This window comes from Massilia sp. Root351 (assembly GCF_001425045.1).
Classification (GTDB): domain Bacteria; phylum Pseudomonadota; class Gammaproteobacteria; order Burkholderiales; family Burkholderiaceae_D; genus Rugamonas.
On record NZ_LMDJ01000031.1, the window covers coordinates 322,135 to 338,497 of the forward strand.

Genomic DNA, 16,363 nt, shown 5'->3' on the forward strand with positions numbered 1-16,363 from the left:
ATGTTTCAATTGAACTGCATGTCGAAGATGCTTCCATATTGATAGTAATCGTCCCGTAAACTATTACTTGCCATGGAGGAGCTAACATGCCAAGATATTTCCGGACCTCCCTATGTGGCGTGATTTTTTATTCTGGAAATCGACATGAACGGTGAGCTAGAGGCGGGGCTGGAAAACCTGCTCGATTCAAATGTGGCTGAAGACGGCGCTCAGTCCGGCATAGAGGACATCGTAACCGACGAGGAATCGTTCGGCATACGGCTGGTGGATACGCCGGAGGGCCGCAACAAGGCCAGCATGCTGATCCACAAAATGTACGCCTGGCGCGGCTTGGCCGGGTCCCACGCATTGACGCCGGACCCCAACCGCGTCACCCTGATGGCGCACCGGCGCGGCGACGCGGTCGGCACCTTGACGCTGGGCCTGGATTCGCCGTCCGGCCTGCTGGCCGACCAGCTATTCAAGGACGAGATCGACGCATTCCGCGCGCGCGGCGCCCGGGTTTGCGAAATCACCAAGCTGGCCTTCGACATGGGGGGCACGTCCAAGAGTTATCTGGCGGCCCTGTTCAACCTGTCGGTCATCTTTGCGCGCGACATCCATGCCTGCGACTACATATTCATCGAGATCAGCCCGCGCCACCGTGGTTTCTTCAACCATATGCTTGGCTTTGAGCAACTGGGTGAGGAAAAGGTCAACCCGCGCGTCAATGTGCGCGGCATCCTGATGCACGTGGCGCTCGACTATATGACCGAGCAGACCCGCCTGTATGGCGGCAAGGGTGCGGCGGCGGTCGGCGTGCGCTCCTTCTTCCCCTTGTTCTATTCGCCACGCGAGGAGCAGGGCATAGTCAACCGGCTCAGGCAACGGAACGGATGACCATGGCGGACACCTCAGGCGGCAATGCCGAATTTGTGTACGAGCAAGCCTTTTCGCGGAATATCGGTTGGGTTACAGCAGCCGAGCAGGCCGCCCTGCGCGGCAAGCGGGTGGCCATTGCGGGGGCGGGGGGCGTTGGCGGCTGGCATTTGCTGGCGCTGGCGCGGCTGGGTATCGGCGCCGTCCATATTGCCGATTTCGACCGCTTCGATATCGTCAATTTCAACCGCCAGGCAGGCGCCTTTGTCTCCACACTGGGCTTGCCCAAGGTGGATGTGGCGGCCCGCATGGCGCGCGACATCAATCCCGGGATGGCGGTGCGGGTGTTCCCGCAGGGCGTGAATGCCGGCAACCTGGGCGACTTCCTTGACGGCGTGGACCTGTACGTGGATGGCCTGGATTTTTTCGCCTTCGACGCGCGCGCAGCCACCTACGCCGAGTGCGCCCGGCTTGGCATCCCCGCCACCATGGCAGCGCCGCTGGGCATGGGAGTGGCCAGCCTGAATTTCATGCCAGGCAAAATGACTTTCGAAGAATATTTCAGGTGGGGCAATTTGCCGGACCCGGAAAAAGCCCTGCGTTTCCTGATCGGCCTGGCGCCGGCAGGGCTGCACCGGCCTTACCTGGTCGAGCCGGCGGCAGTCAATCTTCCCGAACGGCGCGGCCCGTCGACGGTCATGGCTTGCCAGCTGTGCGCCGGCGTGGCGGTGACGCAGGCGCTGAAGATCCTGCTCAAACGCGGCAGGGTGCTCGCCGTGCCGCACGCCACCCAGTACGACGCCTTCCGCGACAAGTTGGTGCGCACCTGGCGGCCGGGCGGCAACCGCAATCCACTGCAATGGCTGGCGATCCGCATCGGCCGTTATTTTTACAGCAAAAGCCTGCGCCAGCCATGACACAGAACGCCACCGTAATGCAGATCCTGGACTTGGCACGCTGGGCGCCCAGCGGCGACAACGTGCAGTCGCACCGCTTTGAAGTTGCCGGGCCGCACCATGTGGTGATCCATGCGCGCGATACGCGCGCCGACTGCGTCTACGACCTGGATGGCCACGCCAGCCAGATCGCCCTCGGCGCCTTGCTCGAAACAATGGCGATCGCGGCCACGGCGCACGGCTGGGCTGCCAGCGCTGTCCGCCGCGTCCGCGCGCCCGAGTTGGACGAGGAGCTGATATTCGACGTCCATTTCAACCCGTTGGCAGGCCTGCCGCCCCATCCGATGCTGCCTTTCATCGTGACCCGCGCCGTGCAGCGCCGGCCGATGAGCACCCGCCCGCTGGGCGCTGCGGACAAAGCGACACTGGAAGAAGCCGCAGGTCCGGATTACGCAGTGCACTGGCTGGAAAGCCGCGAGGAAAAGTGGCGCGCGGCACGCCTGATGTACCGGAACGCCCGCCTGCGGCTGACCATGCCGGAGGCCTACGAAGTGCACAGGCGCATCATCCACTGGGGGGTGTCGCATAGTCCGGACCGGGTGCCGGACCAGGCGCTGGGTGCGGACGCGGCCACCCTGCGGCTGATGAAATGGGCCATGACAAGCTGGTCGCGTTTATCCAAGGTCAATGCCATGCTGGGAACCTGGGCGCCGCGGCTGCAGATGGACTTGCTGCCCGGGGTGCTGTGCGCAGCCCATTTCGTACTCCAGGCGCGCCGCGCGCCCGCCAGCGTGGACGACTTCGTCGATGCAGGCAGGGCGGTGCAACGCTTCTGGCTGCGCCTGACGTCGCTGGGCCTGTACATGCAGCCCGAAATGACACCGCTGATCTTCGCCCGTTACATCGACGAAGGGCGCCGGTTCAGCAAGCTGGACGCATTGCAGGCGCAAGCTGCCGAGTTGAAGGCCGAGACCGAGGCCATGACCTGCGGCGCCGGGCGCCACCCGGTTTACATGGGGCGCCTTGGCTTCGGGCCGGCGCCGGTGTCGCGCGCTGAACGCAAGCCCTTGTCGGAGTTAATGCTGCCCTAGTTCCGCCGCTCCCGTTTTAATCTCCCTGTGACAATTCGCGTATTTATTCCAGGTGTTTATTCTCGCCTGTAGATCCTGCGTGGCCGCTGCATGGGGAAATAATAAAAAATTCTATCGAATTGTTTCAAGTTTCCAATACGTAATAATAATTATTAAAATGAAGCGGGTGTCGGAAATTCTTACATATAATATTTTAAAACAACCGTTAACTTTTTGAAGTTACAATTAAGTCGCTGTTTTATAACATTATTAAAATCCAGGCATGGTCTTTGCTGAGTTGTTGCGTGGCCACTTTGTAAACAAGGTCATATTTTATTTTTTAACAGTTCTAGCGTCCCTCTCTGGAGATGAAATGAAAAAACCATATGCAACACTGCGGCGCGGCACCGGCCGCGCACTGCTGGCGGCGGGCTTGCTCGCCGGCGCCGGCGCCGGCGCCGCTGTCATGCCGGTCTTTACGGTCTCGCCCAACCTGGGCGGCGTGCTGAGCAATAGCGGCCAGCCATTCCAGGCCTCTGCCATCAGCGGCTTCTCCTCCAACCGCATCGCCCACACGGGTGTGAACCACAATTACACCACCGACGGCTATGCCATTTTCACCGGCTTCTCCCTGAACAGCCTGCCGGTGTCCGGCACCGTGAGCCGGGTTAACTTCGACTATGGCCTGTATGCCGTGTTCCACCAGGACCTCAGCTGCAGCGGCGACCTGTCGCCCGGCGTGAACTGCGTGACGACCGGCATGACCTTCAGCCTGTACGCCGATCCGGGCAACGACAACACCTACAATCCCGCCACCGTCGCGGCCAACGCGTCGGTGAATACCCAGAACTCGGCCGATATCCTGCTGGCTTCGTCCAACCAGCTGATTTCCGGCATCGGCGGGCTCGACCCGCTGGGCGGCGCTTACCAGAACCTGAACATCGGCTGGACCCTGACGGCGGCCGGCGCAAGCTATTTCACGTCGCCCGATCCCTTCTACAACGCTGCGTTCACGGCGTTCAACAATACTTCGCAAGGGCTGAGCTGCGACACCGCCAACTGCATCGGCGCCAAGGTGGTGGCGATCGATTCCGAGGCCGGTATCCTGGACTTTAACGCCGCAGCCGTTCCCGAACCCGGCGTGCTGGCCCTGACCGGCATCGGCCTGCTGGGCATGGGCATATTGCGCCGCAAATCGCCAACGGCGCGCTCTGCGCGGCTGGCTTGAGCAAAGCTGGTTAAGTGGTGCATGCAGGATCGGCGGCTGGGCCCAGCCGCTTTCCTGCATGGCGCAGATGGCCGGGCTCTGCTGGCTTTCGCGAAAATCTGTTGAGATTGCGGCAACCGCCCGCAACTGGTGAACCCGACAACTCGCAGGCCCTCGCATGATTTTCCCACGCCACCCCAAGCCCGTCACCCCGTCCAAGGCGGTCGCCACGCAAGTGGTACAGCAGCAGCAGGACGGCAAAGCAATGGACAAGCATGTGCTGATTGTTCCCGTATCCCAGCCCGTGCCACCGCCGTCCCCGCCGGCCGAAGCTGAAAATTAGAGCAAGCGTTCTATTTTTTGGCCGCCGCTCTCCTTACAATGAGCCTAAGGAGACATTACAAAAATGAACAAACCCAAGTTGCACTTTTCGCACGCCAACAGCTATCCGGCAGGCACCTACCGCCGCCTGTTCGAGCTGCTGGGCCAGCACTACGATATTTCGGCGCTGGACATGCACGCGCACAATCCGGCCTATCCGGTGGAAACCGGATGGCCGCACCTGGTGCGGGAGCTGGTCGATGAGCTGGAAAGCCGCCACGCCGAGCCGGTGGTCCTGCTGGGACATTCGCTGGGCGGCATGCTGAGCGTCATGGTGGCGGCCATGCGGCCGGACCTGGTGCGCTGCGTGGTGATGCTGGATTCGCCCGTGGTGGCCGGCTGGCGCGCCATGCTGCTGCGCGTGACGCGCAACTGGGCGCTGGCCAACAAGTTTTCCCCGGCGCGCTTCTCGGAAAAGCGCCGCAACGTGTGGCCGGACGCCGCGTCCGCCTACCAGCACTTCGCCGGCAAGGACATGTTCGCAGCCTGGGCCCCCGGCGTGCTGGAGGACTACATTGCCGCCGGGCTGAAGCCGCACCCGGAGGGCGTGCAGCTGCGCTTTACGCGCGAGAATGAAACGGCGGTCTACCGCAGCCTGCCGCACCACATCGGCGCCCTGGTCAAGCCGGGCCTGGCGGTGCCGGCCGGTTTCATCGGTGGGGCCGAGTCCGTGGAAAACCGCCAGGCCGGCCTGGACGCCACCCGGCGCCTGGTGGGCGATAATTTCCGCATCGTCCCCGGCGGCCACTTGTTCCCCATGGAAGCTCCCGAGCTCACCGCCAGGGTCACCCACGAAATGATCTCGCAACTGCTGGCGCAGCAGGGCGCACAGCGCCAGCGGCAGCCTCGGCGGCGGGCCTGAGCTTGTAAAATTGTTCTTGGAAGCAGGGCTTTCGCGTAAAATCCCGGGTGAAATGGCGCTGGCGCAAGCCGGAGCCTCCCTGCAATCTTGAGAAATGGTTTTGCGATGGCAATTAAGAGCGATAAATGGATACGCCGCATGGCGGAGCAGCACAGCATGATCGAACCCTTCGAGCCGGGCCAGGTGCGCGAGGAAAGCGGCCGCAAGGTGATCTCCTACGGCACCTCGTCGTATGGGTACGACATCCGCTGTGCGGACGAGTTCAAGATCTTCACCAACATCAACAGCACCATCGTCGATCCGAAGAACTTCGACTCCAACTCTTTCGTCGATATCAAGAGCGACGTGTGCATCATCCCGCCGAACTCCTTCGCGCTGGCCCGCACCATCGAATACTTCCGTATTCCGCGCAACGTGCTGACCGTGTGCCTCGGTAAATCCACCTATGCGCGCTGCGGCATCATCGTCAACGTCACGCCGTTCGAGCCGGAATGGGAAGGCTATGTGACGCTGGAGTTCTCCAACACCACGCCGCTGCCGGCGAAGATCTACGCCGGCGAAGGCTGCGCCCAGGTGCTGTTCTTCGAGAGCGACGAAGTGTGCGAAACGTCGTACAAGGACCGCAACGGCAAATACCAGGGCCAGCACGGCGTTACCCTGCCGAAAGCCTGATTTTTCGCAAGCCTGCTTCGGAAGAGGGAGGTTCTGTCGGCCGGAAAGTGTCAGAATCACAAGGATACACTGACCCTGACGACTGGAGAGCTTCCATGCATAAGCGTACCTTCCTGTTCAAATCCGCCGCCGCACTGGCGTTCGCCGGTGCCGCGCTGTCCGCTTGCACCACCACCACCACGTCCGGAAGGGCCGAACCGGGCGCGGTCCGTGCGGAAATCGATACCGGCGTCGACAGCACCCTGAATCGCCTGTATGCGGAGGTGAAGGGCTCGCGCGAGCTGGTGGCCAAATCCACCGCAGTCCTGGTGTTCCCGCGCGTGCTGGCGGCCGGCCTGGTGGTGGGCGGCGAATACGGCAAGGGTGCGCTGCGCATCAAGAATGAGCACGGCGGCTATTACAGCATGGCCTCGGCTTCGGTGGGCTTGCAGGCCGGCGCGCAGTCCAAGGCGGTCGTGCTGCTGTTCATGACACGCGAAGCGTTCGACAAGTTCGGCCAGAGCAAGGGCTGGACGGCGGGCGTGGATGCCTCGGTGGCCGTCGTCAAGGTCGGCGTGAACGGCGAGATCGACACGGTTACCGCCAACCACCCGGTGCAGGCGCTGGTGCTGACCAACGCCGGGCTGATGGCGAACCTGACGCTGGAAGGGACCAAGATCTCGCGGCTGGAGCTCTAGGCTCAGGCCCGTTGGTCGCTGTCGTGCTGCGCGATCGGCAGCGCGATTTCCACGCACAAGCCGCCGTCCTCGCGGTTGCGGGCGGCGATGCTGCCGCCGTGCACCAGCACCACCTGCTGCGCGATCGCCAGGCCCAGGCCGTGGCCCTCCACGTCCTTCAGGGTGTCGCTGCTGCGGAAGAACGGCTCGAAGATCGCTTGCAGGTCGCCCTGCGCCACCCCGGGGCCGCGGTCCAGCACCCGGATGTGCAGGCGGTCGGTGGCCTCGTCCACGTCCAGTTCCACGCGCACCGCGCCGCCGGCCGGGCTGTGCTTGATGGCGTTGCGAACGATGTTCTCGACCGCGCGCGCCAGCAGGTCGGCCTGGCCGTTCACCGCCACATCGGCACTGCCGCGCAGTTCGATGGCGCGGTCGTGCGAGGCGGCCTCGAATTCGGCATCGGCCACGATTTCGTCCAGCAGCTCGGCCATGCTGATTTGCTCGCGCCCCTGCTTGATCGGGCCGGATTCCAGCCTGGCCAGCGTCAGCAGCTCTCCCACCAGTTTGTCCATGCGCACACTTTCGCGCTCGATGCGCTCCAAGGTGGCGTGCGCCTTTTCCGGCTGTTGGTGCGCCAGGCCGATGGCTGCCTGCAGGCGCGCCAGCGGGGAGCGCAGCTCGTGGGACACGTCGTGCAGCAGTCGTGTCTGTGCGTCCATCAGGCTGCGCAGGCGCGCGGTCATGCGGTCGAAGTCGCGCCCCAGGCCGGTCAGTTCGTCGCCGCGCTTTCCAGCGGCGTGGGCGAAGCGGGGCGCCAGGTCGCCTTGCGACGCGGCCTCGAAGGCCTGGCGCAGGGATCGTATCGGGCGCGAGAAATACCACGCCAGCAGGGCGGCGAACAACAGGCTGGCCAGCACGGCGGCGGCGATGGGGATGAACGGCGCGATTGGCCGGAAGCGTTGCGGCGCACCTTGCGGACCGGGGCCAAGGCCAGAGCGGGGAGCGTAATCCGCAGCTGGCGCCGGCCCGCTGTCGTGGAAGGGAGGCGGACTGCCGCCGGGACCCATGCCAGGGCCGGGGCCGCGCCAGTCGGGCGGGTTGCGCAGATGGGGCGGGTGCGGGCCGTCGATCGGCACGCTGGCGATGCTGGCCAAGCTGCGCAGCAGCGGCGCACCGTCGGCCGGCATGCCCATGCCGCCCGGGTTTTCGCGTGACGGCAGGAATAGCACGTAGCGGTGGCCGTCGGCCGCTTTCACTTCGCGCACCACGCGCTGCGAGCCATCCTGCTTCAGCAGCCGGCGCGCCTCCAGTATCATGGCCGGCTTGACGATGCGTCCCAGCAGTTCGCGCCCCTGCTCGTTTACCGCGAACACGCGGTGCCGGTTCATGTTCTCCAGCAGGCTTTGCAGCGCATTCACGCCGCCGAACTCCAGCGTGGCGGCGGCCGATTCGATCGCATCCTCCGCACGCGGGCCGATGTCGATATCCAGCTGGCGCGGCGTTGCGGCGTCGCGGTTCTTGAGCCAGATGGCCCCGCCGATGCCCACCGCCGCCACCACCTGCGCCAGCAGGATGGAGAAGAAGAACTTCCAGAACAGGCGTCCCACGGCTAATCCTTGATCAGCTGGTAGCCAAGCCGGTACACCGTCTGCAGGCAAGAGCGGCCGTCGGCGATGGTGCCCAGCTTGTGGCGCAGGCTGCTCAGGTGGACGTCGATATTGCGGTCAAAGCGCGCCATTGGCCGGCCCAGGCCCTGCTCGGACAACGTGTTCTTGCTGACCGGCTTGCCCGCGTTGCGCGCCAGGACTTCGAGCAGATTGAATTCGGTGCTGGTCAGTTCCAGCGGCGTACCGGCCCACGTGGCGCGGCGCTGCTCGGGCCACATGGTGAGTTGGCCCACCGTCAGCTGCGCGCTGCCGCCGGCGGCCATGGGCGTGCCCAGCGTGCGGCGCAGGATGGCGCGGATGCGCGCGGTCAGTTCGCGCGGCGTGCAGGGCTTGGCCACGTAATCGTCCGCACCCAGTTCCAAGCCGACGATGCGGTCGGTGTCGTCGCCGCGCGCGGTCAGCATCAGGATGGGCATGCGGCTGTGGGCGCGGATGCGGCGCAGGGTCTCCAGCCCGTTCATGCGCGGCATCATCACGTCCAGCACGGCGATGGCGTACAGGCCGGACAGGGCGGCGGCGGCGCCGGCTTCACCGTCGTGGGCGGTCTGCACCTGGAACCCTTCCTGCTCGAGGTATTCCTGGAACATGCCCACCAGTTCGATGTCGTCGTCTATTAACAGTACCTTGCTCATTGCGGCGTGCTTCATGATTGTTGATGGCCCATCATAGCAAACAAGATGGCCTCCAAAGCGCGCTTTTACCCCGATTTACACCTGCCACGCCCGCCGTCTTTACACCGTTTTACGTTGCGCTAACCGCGCTTTACATGCCCCGGCCGGACAATGGCTGCTCCTTACGAACTATCCGGAGCAAACATGAAAACCAGGAAGATCTCCCTGCAACACCTGCTGCTGGCGGCTGCGCTGGCGGCGCCGCTGGCGTCGCACGCCGCAGTCGGCGGCGACGCTGCCGATGCTGACGGCGCACCGTTCGGCGGGCCGCACGGTGCGCACGGGCCGCGCGGCGACGGTCCGGGCACGCCGCCTGGCGGTCCTGGCCTGGGCGGCCGTGGCGGTCCGGACGGCGAACGTGGCCCGCGCGGTTTTGGCGGCCCGGGCCCGCATCGCGGCCTGCTGCACGGCGTGGACCTGAGCGAAGCGCAGGAGGATAAGGTATTCGCCATCCTGCACGCGCAGGAGCCCTACATCCGCGAGCAATCGAAGGCGCTGCGCAAGGCGCGGCAAGCGCTCGACGCCATGGGCGATGCCGACCAGTACGACGATGCCAAAGCGGCTTCCTTGGCCAAAGCCGCTGCGCAAGCGATGAGCAACCTGGAATTGCAGCGTGTGCGCACCGATCAGAAGCTGCTGGGCGTGTTGAGCGCCGAACAGCGCAAGCAGATGGACCAGCGCAAGCCCCCGCGTCCTTAACCTTCGCAAGGAGTAAAGCATGACGATCGGTTACCTGACCTCCGGCAGCGCAGCCAGCCAGTTGGGCTATACGGGCAAGCTCGGCGCCACCGGCGCCAGTGCCACCGCCAATAGCGAAAGTACCCAGGCTGGCAGCCGCCCGCCGCCCGCCGCCACCGCCGGACCGTGGCGGCTTCGTTAACGCCATCGCCAGCGCGCTGGAATCGCTGGGACTTGCGGCGGGCGATGGCGCCGGCAGCACCGCTAGCACCAATACCGGCGCCAGCGGCGCGGCGGCCGGCAGCGGCAACGCGGCGCAGGCACTGGGCAGCTTCCTGCACGAGCTGATGGGCGCTTTGCACGAGCAGGGCGCGTCCGCCGAGGCGTCGGCCACGTCCGGCGAAAGCCAGGTGTACGGTCCGCAGGGCGGCGCCGGCGGCCCCAGCGGTCCCGGCAAGCTTGAGGCGGACCTGCAAAGCCTGATCGCCAAACTGGGCTCGTCCAGCGAGACGGACAGCAGCGGCAGCACCGATGGCGCCGGCGACGCCGGCAGCGCGCTGGAGACTTCGTTCCAGTCGCTGCTCGACGCATTCGGCGGCGACACCGCCGACGCCAGCGGCAAACTGGCCAGCTTCCTGCAGGCGCTGTCGGACAAACTGTCCGATGCGGGCGCCAGCGGCAATTTGATCAACACCACGGTATGAATGGAGCAAGTCATGCAAAAACACGGACACAGCCTGGCCGAAGACCTGGACAAGATGACGCAGATGGCGGCCGGCCGACGCCAGAGCCTGCGCTGGATGCTGGCCAGTGCGGCGGCGCTGCCTGTTCTCGGCTGCGGCGGGTCAAGCGGCAGCAGCGATTCCACGGCCAGCACCGGCACCAGTAGCACTGGCGCCACGGGCACCGCCGGCACTACGGGCACTACGGGTACCACCGGCACGACCACCAACGGTTCCTGCAGCGTGATTCCGGAGGAAACCGGCGGCCCGTATCCGGGTGACGGCACCAACAGCAACAGCAGCGGCGTGGTCAATGTGCTGACACAGAGCGGCGTGGTGCGCCAGGATATCCGCAGCAGTTTCGGCGGCGCCACCGCTGTTGCGGCCGGCGTGCTGCTGACCATCAAGCTGAAGATCCAGAACGCCAACAGCAGTTGCGGGGCGGCCGGCGGCTTCGCAGTATATCTGTGGCACTGCGACCGCGACGGCAACTACTCGCTGTACTCGAGCGGCGTCACCAGCCAGAACTACCTGCGTGGCGTGCAGGAGGCGGACGCGAACGGCGACGTGACCTTCACCACCATCTTCCCCGGCTGCTACGCAGGCCGCATGCCGCATGTGCATTTCGAGGTCTATCCCACGCTGGCCAAGGCCAGCAACGCCTCCAACCGCATCAAGACCTCACAGTTCGCCTTCCCCAACGCGACTTGCAACGAGGTGTACGCCACCACCGGCTACAGCGCCAGCGTGCGCAATTTCTCTCAGATCAGTTTTGCCACCGACAATATCTTCAGCGACGGCTACGCGCTGCAACTGGCGAGCATGACCGGCAATGTCACGGATGGCTATGTCGCGACCCTGAGCCTGGCCGTGATCGCTTAAACCGGCTTTCCCCCTTCGCGCGAAGTCCGTTTCGCGCAAACTCCTTCCCACGGCGGCCGCCGCGAAGCCATCTTCGGCGGCGCGGCGGCCGTTTCGCCCTGCGCGTCCAGGCACGCCGCTTGCAATGGCTGCTGTACACACGCCTGACCGGAGCTTCACATGAACCGCCTGCTCGACTACATGCCTGAACTTGAGATTGCGTTTCCAGCCGGCGCTGCCGGTGCCGGGCCTATGGCGTACGCATCGGCATCCGCGCCGGCGCTGGAGGACGACGCCGAAATGGCTGATGGCGCCGCGCTGCTGGAAGCCGGTGCGGGCAACGGCGACGGGCTGGCGCCATTCCTGGCCGGCCTGGTGGCCAGTGCGGGCCCGGCCGGCCGCACCGCGTTGCGCATGCCGCTGGGAAGGGCGCTGATGTCTGTGCTGCTGCAGGCGGCAACCGCCCTCATGCCCTTCAGCAGCAGGCCGGCGCAGCAAAAGGCCGCCGCCATTTTCGGCCTTGAGCTGGAAGGCCTCAGCGCGGAGGACAAGGAGTTTGCGCTGGCGCGCCATTTTATCCGCATGGCGCGGGAACTGATCGCCGGCGCACTGGCCTCCGGTCCTGCGGTCGGCGTGGGCAGGGAGGATGCGGAAAGCAGGGTGCAGGCGGCGCTGGTGCAGACGGCGCGCAAGTATGCGCCGGGTTTGCTGCACCGCACGGAACGGCAGGAGCCGGCAGGGGGACGCTGGCAGCGCAGCGGCAAGCGCATCGTGGTCCTCAATTGTTAACCACCATCGGGAGCTAATCATGCATGACATCGATCGTACCACCCTGGAATTTGGCCAGGAAATGGGTTATGAAGGCGAGCAGTACGAGTTCGGCCAGGGCGAATGGAGCGGCGAGGGCGGCTTGCTGTCGGAAGCGGACGAGATGGAGCTGGCCAACGAACTGCTGTCGGTCACCAACGAGGCCGAACTGGAACAGTTCCTCGGCAATTTCCTCAAGAAGGCCGCCTCGGTGGCCGGTTCTGTCATCAGGTCGCCTGTCGGCCAGGCCGTGGGCGGCGTGCTGAAAGGGGTGGCCAAGAAGGCGCTGCCGCTGGCCGGCGGCGCCATCGGCGGCTATTTCGGCGGCCCGCTGGGGGCCAAGATCGGCAGCGGCCTGGCGTCGGCGGCCGGCGGTGCGCTGGGTCTGGAGGCCGAAGGCGAAATGATGGGCGAGGACCGCGAGTTCGAGGGCGCCAAGACGTTCGTGCGGCTGGCTGCGGACACCGTGAACCGCGCCGCCCAGGCGCGCGGCGGCGACCCGCGCGCGGTGGCGCAGGCTGCCGCCACCGCGGCGGCGCGCCAGCATGCGCCAGGCTTGCTGAAGGCGGCCGGTCAGCAGGGCCGGGGCCAGCAAGGCGGCATGGCCGGCGCGCAGCGCGGCGGCAGCTGTGGCGGCGCTACTGGCGGCCTGGGAGGCGGCATGGGCGGCGCCGGTGGCGGTGCGGCCGGTGCAGCCGGTTCGTCCGGCCGCTGGGCGCGCCAGGGCCGCAAGATCGTACTCTACGGAGCTTGATCCGCCATGGCCATCAGCTCCTATGCCCGGTGGATGCTGGCGCAGGAGGCGCGCTCGCTGCTCACGCGCCTGCGCCGCGTGCGTCCTTTCGTGCTGATCGAACCGATGGTGCCGGCGGCGGCCTTGCTGCCATCGGCGCAGACGGCCATCGAGACGCACCTGGCGCAGGGCCGGCGCGGGCTGCATGGCATGGTGATGGCTTTCCTGGCATGGCTGCAGGGGCCGGCGGCGCGCAACGCCACCGCCGCCGAGGCCCAGCGCCGCTTCACCTTCGTGCGCCTGAAGTTCAACGCGGCGCTGACACAGTTCGACCTGTTCAACGACGTCATCACGCAGCGCAGCGAGCACAAGAACGGGACCTGGCTGTCCGGCCTGGACGTGGTGTCGGCCGACGCGCTGGCGCTGCCGGGCAGTTACTACCGCGCGCCGCCCGTGATTTGCTATCTGGACCGGGGCCCGGGCGCGGCCATTCGCCGCGCGCGCACCCGGCTGCCGGGCGGGGGCGACAATCCGGTCGCCATCGTGCGGGTGCCGCGCGAGCGCATGGTCGGCAGCAGCATCGCGTCCTCGCTGTTCCACGAAGTGGGGCACCAGGGCGCGGCCCTGCTGGACCTGGTCAATTCGCTGCGGCCGGTGCTGCAGTCCATGCAGCGCGGGGCCGGCGGGGACGGCGGCGCCAGCCCGGCGCACGTGTGGCGGCTGTGGGAGCGCTGGATATCCGAAGTGGTGGCCGACCTGTGGTCGCTGGCGCGGGTTGGCGTGGCGGCCACCATGGGACTGATCGGGGTAGTCAGCCTGCCGCGCGTGTTCGTGTTCCGCGTGAACCCGGACGACCCGCACCCCGCGCCGTGGATACGGGTCAAGCTCAGTTGCGCGCTGGGCGAAGAGCTGTTCCCGCATCCGCAATGGCGGCGCGTGGCGGCGCTGTGGGAATCGTTCTACCCGCTCAGCGGCTTGCCGCCGGAGCAGCGCCGCTTGCTGCTGCAGCTGGAGGACAGCCTGCCGGCCCTGGCCGGACTGCTGGCGCGGCACCGGCCGGCGCTGCTGCGCGGACGTACCTTGCCGGACGTGATGGCGGTGCGTGCGCGCCATCCGCGCCGGCTGGCCAGCCTGTTCCGGCAATGGAGCGGGGCCCCGCAACAAATGTATGACGCCGCGCCCTCGCTGGCATTCGCCGTGCTTGGCCAGGCCCGCGCCGACGGCCGCCTCAGCCCCGAGCACGAAAGTGTGCTCTTGGGGCGGCTGCTGACCCATTGGGCCTTGCGCAGCACGCTGGACCTGAGCGCCCTGTGCGGGGGCGCCGCCCAGTATCCGCAATATACGCAGTCACGGCGCACCGAATACCGTAGCACCATCCTTTAAGGAGATAGACATGGCAAATATCAAGAACGCGGCGGCCAAGGCGGATCTGCGCGGGGCGGTCCAGGTGACGGTGCACGACAGCCTCACCGGCGCACCGCTGGTCAACGCCGCCATCAAGCTGTACAAGGCGCAAACGCAGCAGGGCGCGCCGATGCAGGAATGCGACGTGGAGGAAGTCAAGAAGTGGCTGCCGGACGAGGCGCTGCTGGTGGCCGTGGGCTTCACCGCCGCCGACGGCGCGGTGCTGTTCCCGGCGCTGGACGCCGGCGCTTACATCGCCGCCTTCGACAACATCGTGCCGATGCGCATGGACGCGCTGTTCTACCAGTGCGCGGCGGTGCGCAACGGCTGCACCGAGAACGTCTGCTTCGATTTCGCTTTCAATCCCGAGGTAGTGCTGGCGTTCGAGTCGAACTGCCGCGAAGTGGAGCACAATTGCGCCTTCGTGGGCGACAAGGCGATCGCCGAGGTGCACGTGGACGGCGACGGGCCGCTGGGCGAGGACATGCTGCGTATCGTGGCGCGCTCGCCGTGGCAGCCGCGCGGCGACGGCCACCATTTCAGCGCCATCATGCGGCGCGCCGGGCCGCAGCGTTTCGAGGCCCAGGTGCTGCTGGCGCGGCGCCCCCAGGCCGGCGGCGCGGTGGCGGCGGGCGCGGGCGCAAGGCCCATGGCGCGCAGCGGCGGCCCGGGCGCCTCGCTGACGGCGGACCAGCTGGCCGGCGTGATTGCGCCCGGTTCGATGGCCTCGCTGGGCGTGGCGACCGACTTCGACGCGGACCAGCGCGTGCCCCAGCCTATCAGTGGCAACGTCGGCGTGTCGCTCACGCGCACCGAGACCGAGCCGACCGAGGACCTGCCGCTGTGGACCCTGATCCGCAACAGCACCGAGGCGCTGTCCTTCACCAACTACCTGGCCTTCCTGGACCAGCTGTTCTGCGACGCCAATGTGGCCGTGTCGGACTTCGAGCGCCTGCGCTTCGTCGGCAAAAACGCGGCCTTCAACGCCATCAAGTCGCGCCGTGCGCTGCCGTTCAACGACTCGGACTCCTACCGTGTGCTGAAGGCGGCCACGGAGGCGTTCGTGATGGTCAACTGCGGCGTGCTGAGCCTGCCGCTGGCCTTCAATCCGGCGGAGGACGCGGCCTACCTGGACCGGCGCGACATCCCCAACGGCGGCAGCCTGGCCGACGTGCTGGCCAACGAATACCTGGAGACGGTGGACGGCAACACGCTGGCCTTGCCCTACCTGGCGGTGATCCGGCGCAAGCTGCCCGACATCCCCATCAACATCCCGGGCAGCGGCAGCGAGGCCGACCTGTGCTTTGGCATCATCCAGGAGCGGCTGTCGAACCCTTGCCTGATCGAGTTGATCTGGTCCTACTGGCTGGAGGAAGGCATGCTGGTGCAAACCATGAACGCCATCACGCAGCGCTTCCAGAACCTGCGCGCGCCCAGCCACGGCCTGGACCCGCTGGCCAACACCGAGATCGACATGCTGCGCCCGCTGAACAACCTGCTGTGGGGCTACACCCAGGACGAGCAGCACCGGCTCACGGTGGTGCGCCGCAACTACGAGTACGACCACCACTACGGCGTGCGGCTGGACGGCAAGGCGGTGCAGCATTTCCGTCCGGCCGACAGCCGCTCCAAGTTCCTGGAAGCCTTCCACCACCTGCTGCGCTTGCTCACCTCCTTCTACAAGCAGGACGACGACACCACCGTCAAGGCGGACGCCTTCCCGGTGCTGAACGCGCTCAAGGAAGTGCACCTGATCCTGTCGCAAGGCGCCCACAACCAGTTCGGCGACCTGCCATCCACTGCGCGCATTGAAATGCTGATGCAGCAGTGGCTGCTGGGCCGGCCGGAGTTCCGCGAGTTCCTGCCCACGCGGGTGATGGTGGCCTATCCGGAGCCGTGGATGGACCGGGTGGACGCGATGAAGAAGCTGCAGGGATGGACCGACACCAGCGTGATGCATTTCCGCTCGCTGGCCATGTTCGGCGAGCAGCTGTTGCTGTCCATCCGTTACGGCAACTGGAGCGACATTTACGAATCGACCCAGGCTTTCAACTGGGCGCGCTTCTGGCGGCCGCAGGCGCAGGGTTACATCCACGCCTACCGCGCCGCCACCGGCGTCGACCTGTCGGCCGATGGCGCCGACGCGGTGTCGGACGCCACGCTGCCGTCGGTGCTGCTGCGCCAGCGGCTGGCCGCACAGCAGGCCCGCGCCTGAGCC

The 16,363-nt window shown here is 66.2% G+C and carries 17 protein-coding genes; 15 read left to right on the forward strand and 2 right to left on the reverse strand.

Annotation, left to right across the window (positions count from 1 at the left end):
* Positions 1-144: 144 nt before the first annotated feature.
* The 8 genes from ASD15_RS21470 (at position 145) to ASD15_RS21500 (ending at position 6,623) form a co-directional block, all read left to right on the forward strand.
* On the forward strand, positions 145-879 hold the full coding sequence (locus tag ASD15_RS21470) for an N-acetyltransferase (protein WP_229418290.1): 735 nt from the start codon (positions 145-147) through the stop codon (positions 877-879).
* 2 nt (positions 880-881) lie between these two features.
* A complete protein-coding gene (locus ASD15_RS21475) occupies positions 882-1,775 on the forward strand; it encodes a ThiF family adenylyltransferase (RefSeq protein WP_057157332.1) in 894 nt (297 codons plus the stop codon).
* Positions 1,772-2,845, forward strand: coding sequence for a hypothetical protein (locus tag ASD15_RS21480; RefSeq protein WP_057157051.1), 1,074 nt, complete (start codon positions 1,772-1,774; stop codon positions 2,843-2,845). Before ASD15_RS21475 ends, ASD15_RS21480 begins: the two co-directional genes overlap by 4 nt.
* A 352-nt stretch (positions 2,846-3,197) precedes the next feature.
* Positions 3,198-4,052, forward strand: coding sequence for a flocculation-associated PEP-CTERM protein PepA (gene pepA / locus ASD15_RS21485; protein WP_057157052.1), 855 nt, complete (start codon positions 3,198-3,200; stop codon positions 4,050-4,052).
* Positions 4,053-4,209: 157 nt separating this feature from the next.
* On the forward strand, positions 4,210-4,374 hold the full coding sequence (locus ASD15_RS32490; protein WP_157201065.1) for a hypothetical protein: 165 nt from the start codon (positions 4,210-4,212) through the stop codon (positions 4,372-4,374).
* A gap of 63 nt (positions 4,375-4,437) precedes the next feature.
* Complete coding sequence (locus tag ASD15_RS21490) at positions 4,438-5,274, forward strand: alpha/beta fold hydrolase (RefSeq protein ID WP_057157053.1); 837 nt, start codon at positions 4,438-4,440, stop codon at positions 5,272-5,274.
* A 105-nt stretch (positions 5,275-5,379) separates the two neighbouring features.
* Positions 5,380-5,946, forward strand: coding sequence for a dCTP deaminase (dcd, locus tag ASD15_RS21495; RefSeq protein WP_057157054.1), 567 nt, complete (start codon positions 5,380-5,382; stop codon positions 5,944-5,946).
* Positions 5,947-6,041: 95 nt separating this feature from the next.
* Positions 6,042-6,623: a YSC84-related protein gene (locus tag ASD15_RS21500; protein WP_057157055.1), complete on the forward strand. Its 582-nt coding sequence runs from the start codon at positions 6,042-6,044 to the stop codon at positions 6,621-6,623.
* Positions 6,624-6,625: 2 nt separating this feature from the next.
* Here ASD15_RS21500 and ASD15_RS21505 read toward each other — a convergent pair whose 3' ends face one another.
* Positions 6,626-8,209: an ATP-binding protein gene (locus ASD15_RS21505; RefSeq protein WP_057157056.1), complete on the reverse strand. Its 1,584-nt coding sequence runs from the start codon at positions 8,207-8,209 to the stop codon at positions 6,626-6,628.
* Between the two features lie 2 nt (positions 8,210-8,211).
* Positions 8,212-8,901 carry a response regulator transcription factor gene (locus ASD15_RS21510; RefSeq protein ID WP_057157333.1) on the reverse strand — a complete coding sequence of 230 codons (690 nt, stop codon included), beginning with the start codon at positions 8,899-8,901 and terminating at the stop codon, positions 8,212-8,214.
* Between the two features lie 183 nt (positions 8,902-9,084).
* Here ASD15_RS21510 and ASD15_RS21515 point away from each other — a divergent pair, with 183 nt between their 5' ends.
* From ASD15_RS21515 to ASD15_RS21545, 7 genes are all read left to right on the forward strand, one after another.
* Entirely contained in the window at positions 9,085-9,639 is a 555-nt protein-coding gene (locus ASD15_RS21515) for a Spy/CpxP family protein refolding chaperone (protein WP_057157057.1), read from the forward strand.
* A 98-nt stretch (positions 9,640-9,737) separates the two neighbouring features.
* Entirely contained in the window at positions 9,738-10,322 is a 585-nt protein-coding gene (locus ASD15_RS21520) for a hypothetical protein (protein WP_057157058.1), read from the forward strand.
* 12 nt (positions 10,323-10,334) lie between these two features.
* Positions 10,335-11,222 carry an intradiol ring-cleavage dioxygenase gene (locus ASD15_RS21525; protein WP_157201066.1) on the forward strand — a complete coding sequence of 296 codons (888 nt, stop codon included), beginning with the start codon at positions 10,335-10,337 and terminating at the stop codon, positions 11,220-11,222.
* A 159-nt stretch (positions 11,223-11,381) separates the two neighbouring features.
* Positions 11,382-11,990, forward strand: coding sequence for a hypothetical protein (locus tag ASD15_RS21530; protein ID WP_057157060.1), 609 nt, complete (start codon positions 11,382-11,384; stop codon positions 11,988-11,990).
* Positions 11,991-12,009: 19 nt separating this feature from the next.
* Positions 12,010-12,762 carry a hypothetical protein gene (locus tag ASD15_RS32945; protein WP_057157061.1) on the forward strand — a complete coding sequence of 251 codons (753 nt, stop codon included), beginning with the start codon at positions 12,010-12,012 and terminating at the stop codon, positions 12,760-12,762.
* A 6-nt stretch (positions 12,763-12,768) separates the two neighbouring features.
* Complete coding sequence (locus ASD15_RS21540) at positions 12,769-14,124, forward strand: hypothetical protein (protein WP_057157062.1); 1,356 nt, start codon at positions 12,769-12,771, stop codon at positions 14,122-14,124.
* Between the two features lie 10 nt (positions 14,125-14,134).
* On the forward strand, positions 14,135-16,360 hold the full coding sequence (locus ASD15_RS21545; RefSeq protein WP_057157063.1) for a hypothetical protein: 2,226 nt from the start codon (positions 14,135-14,137) through the stop codon (positions 16,358-16,360).
* Positions 16,361-16,363: the final 3 nt, after the last annotated feature.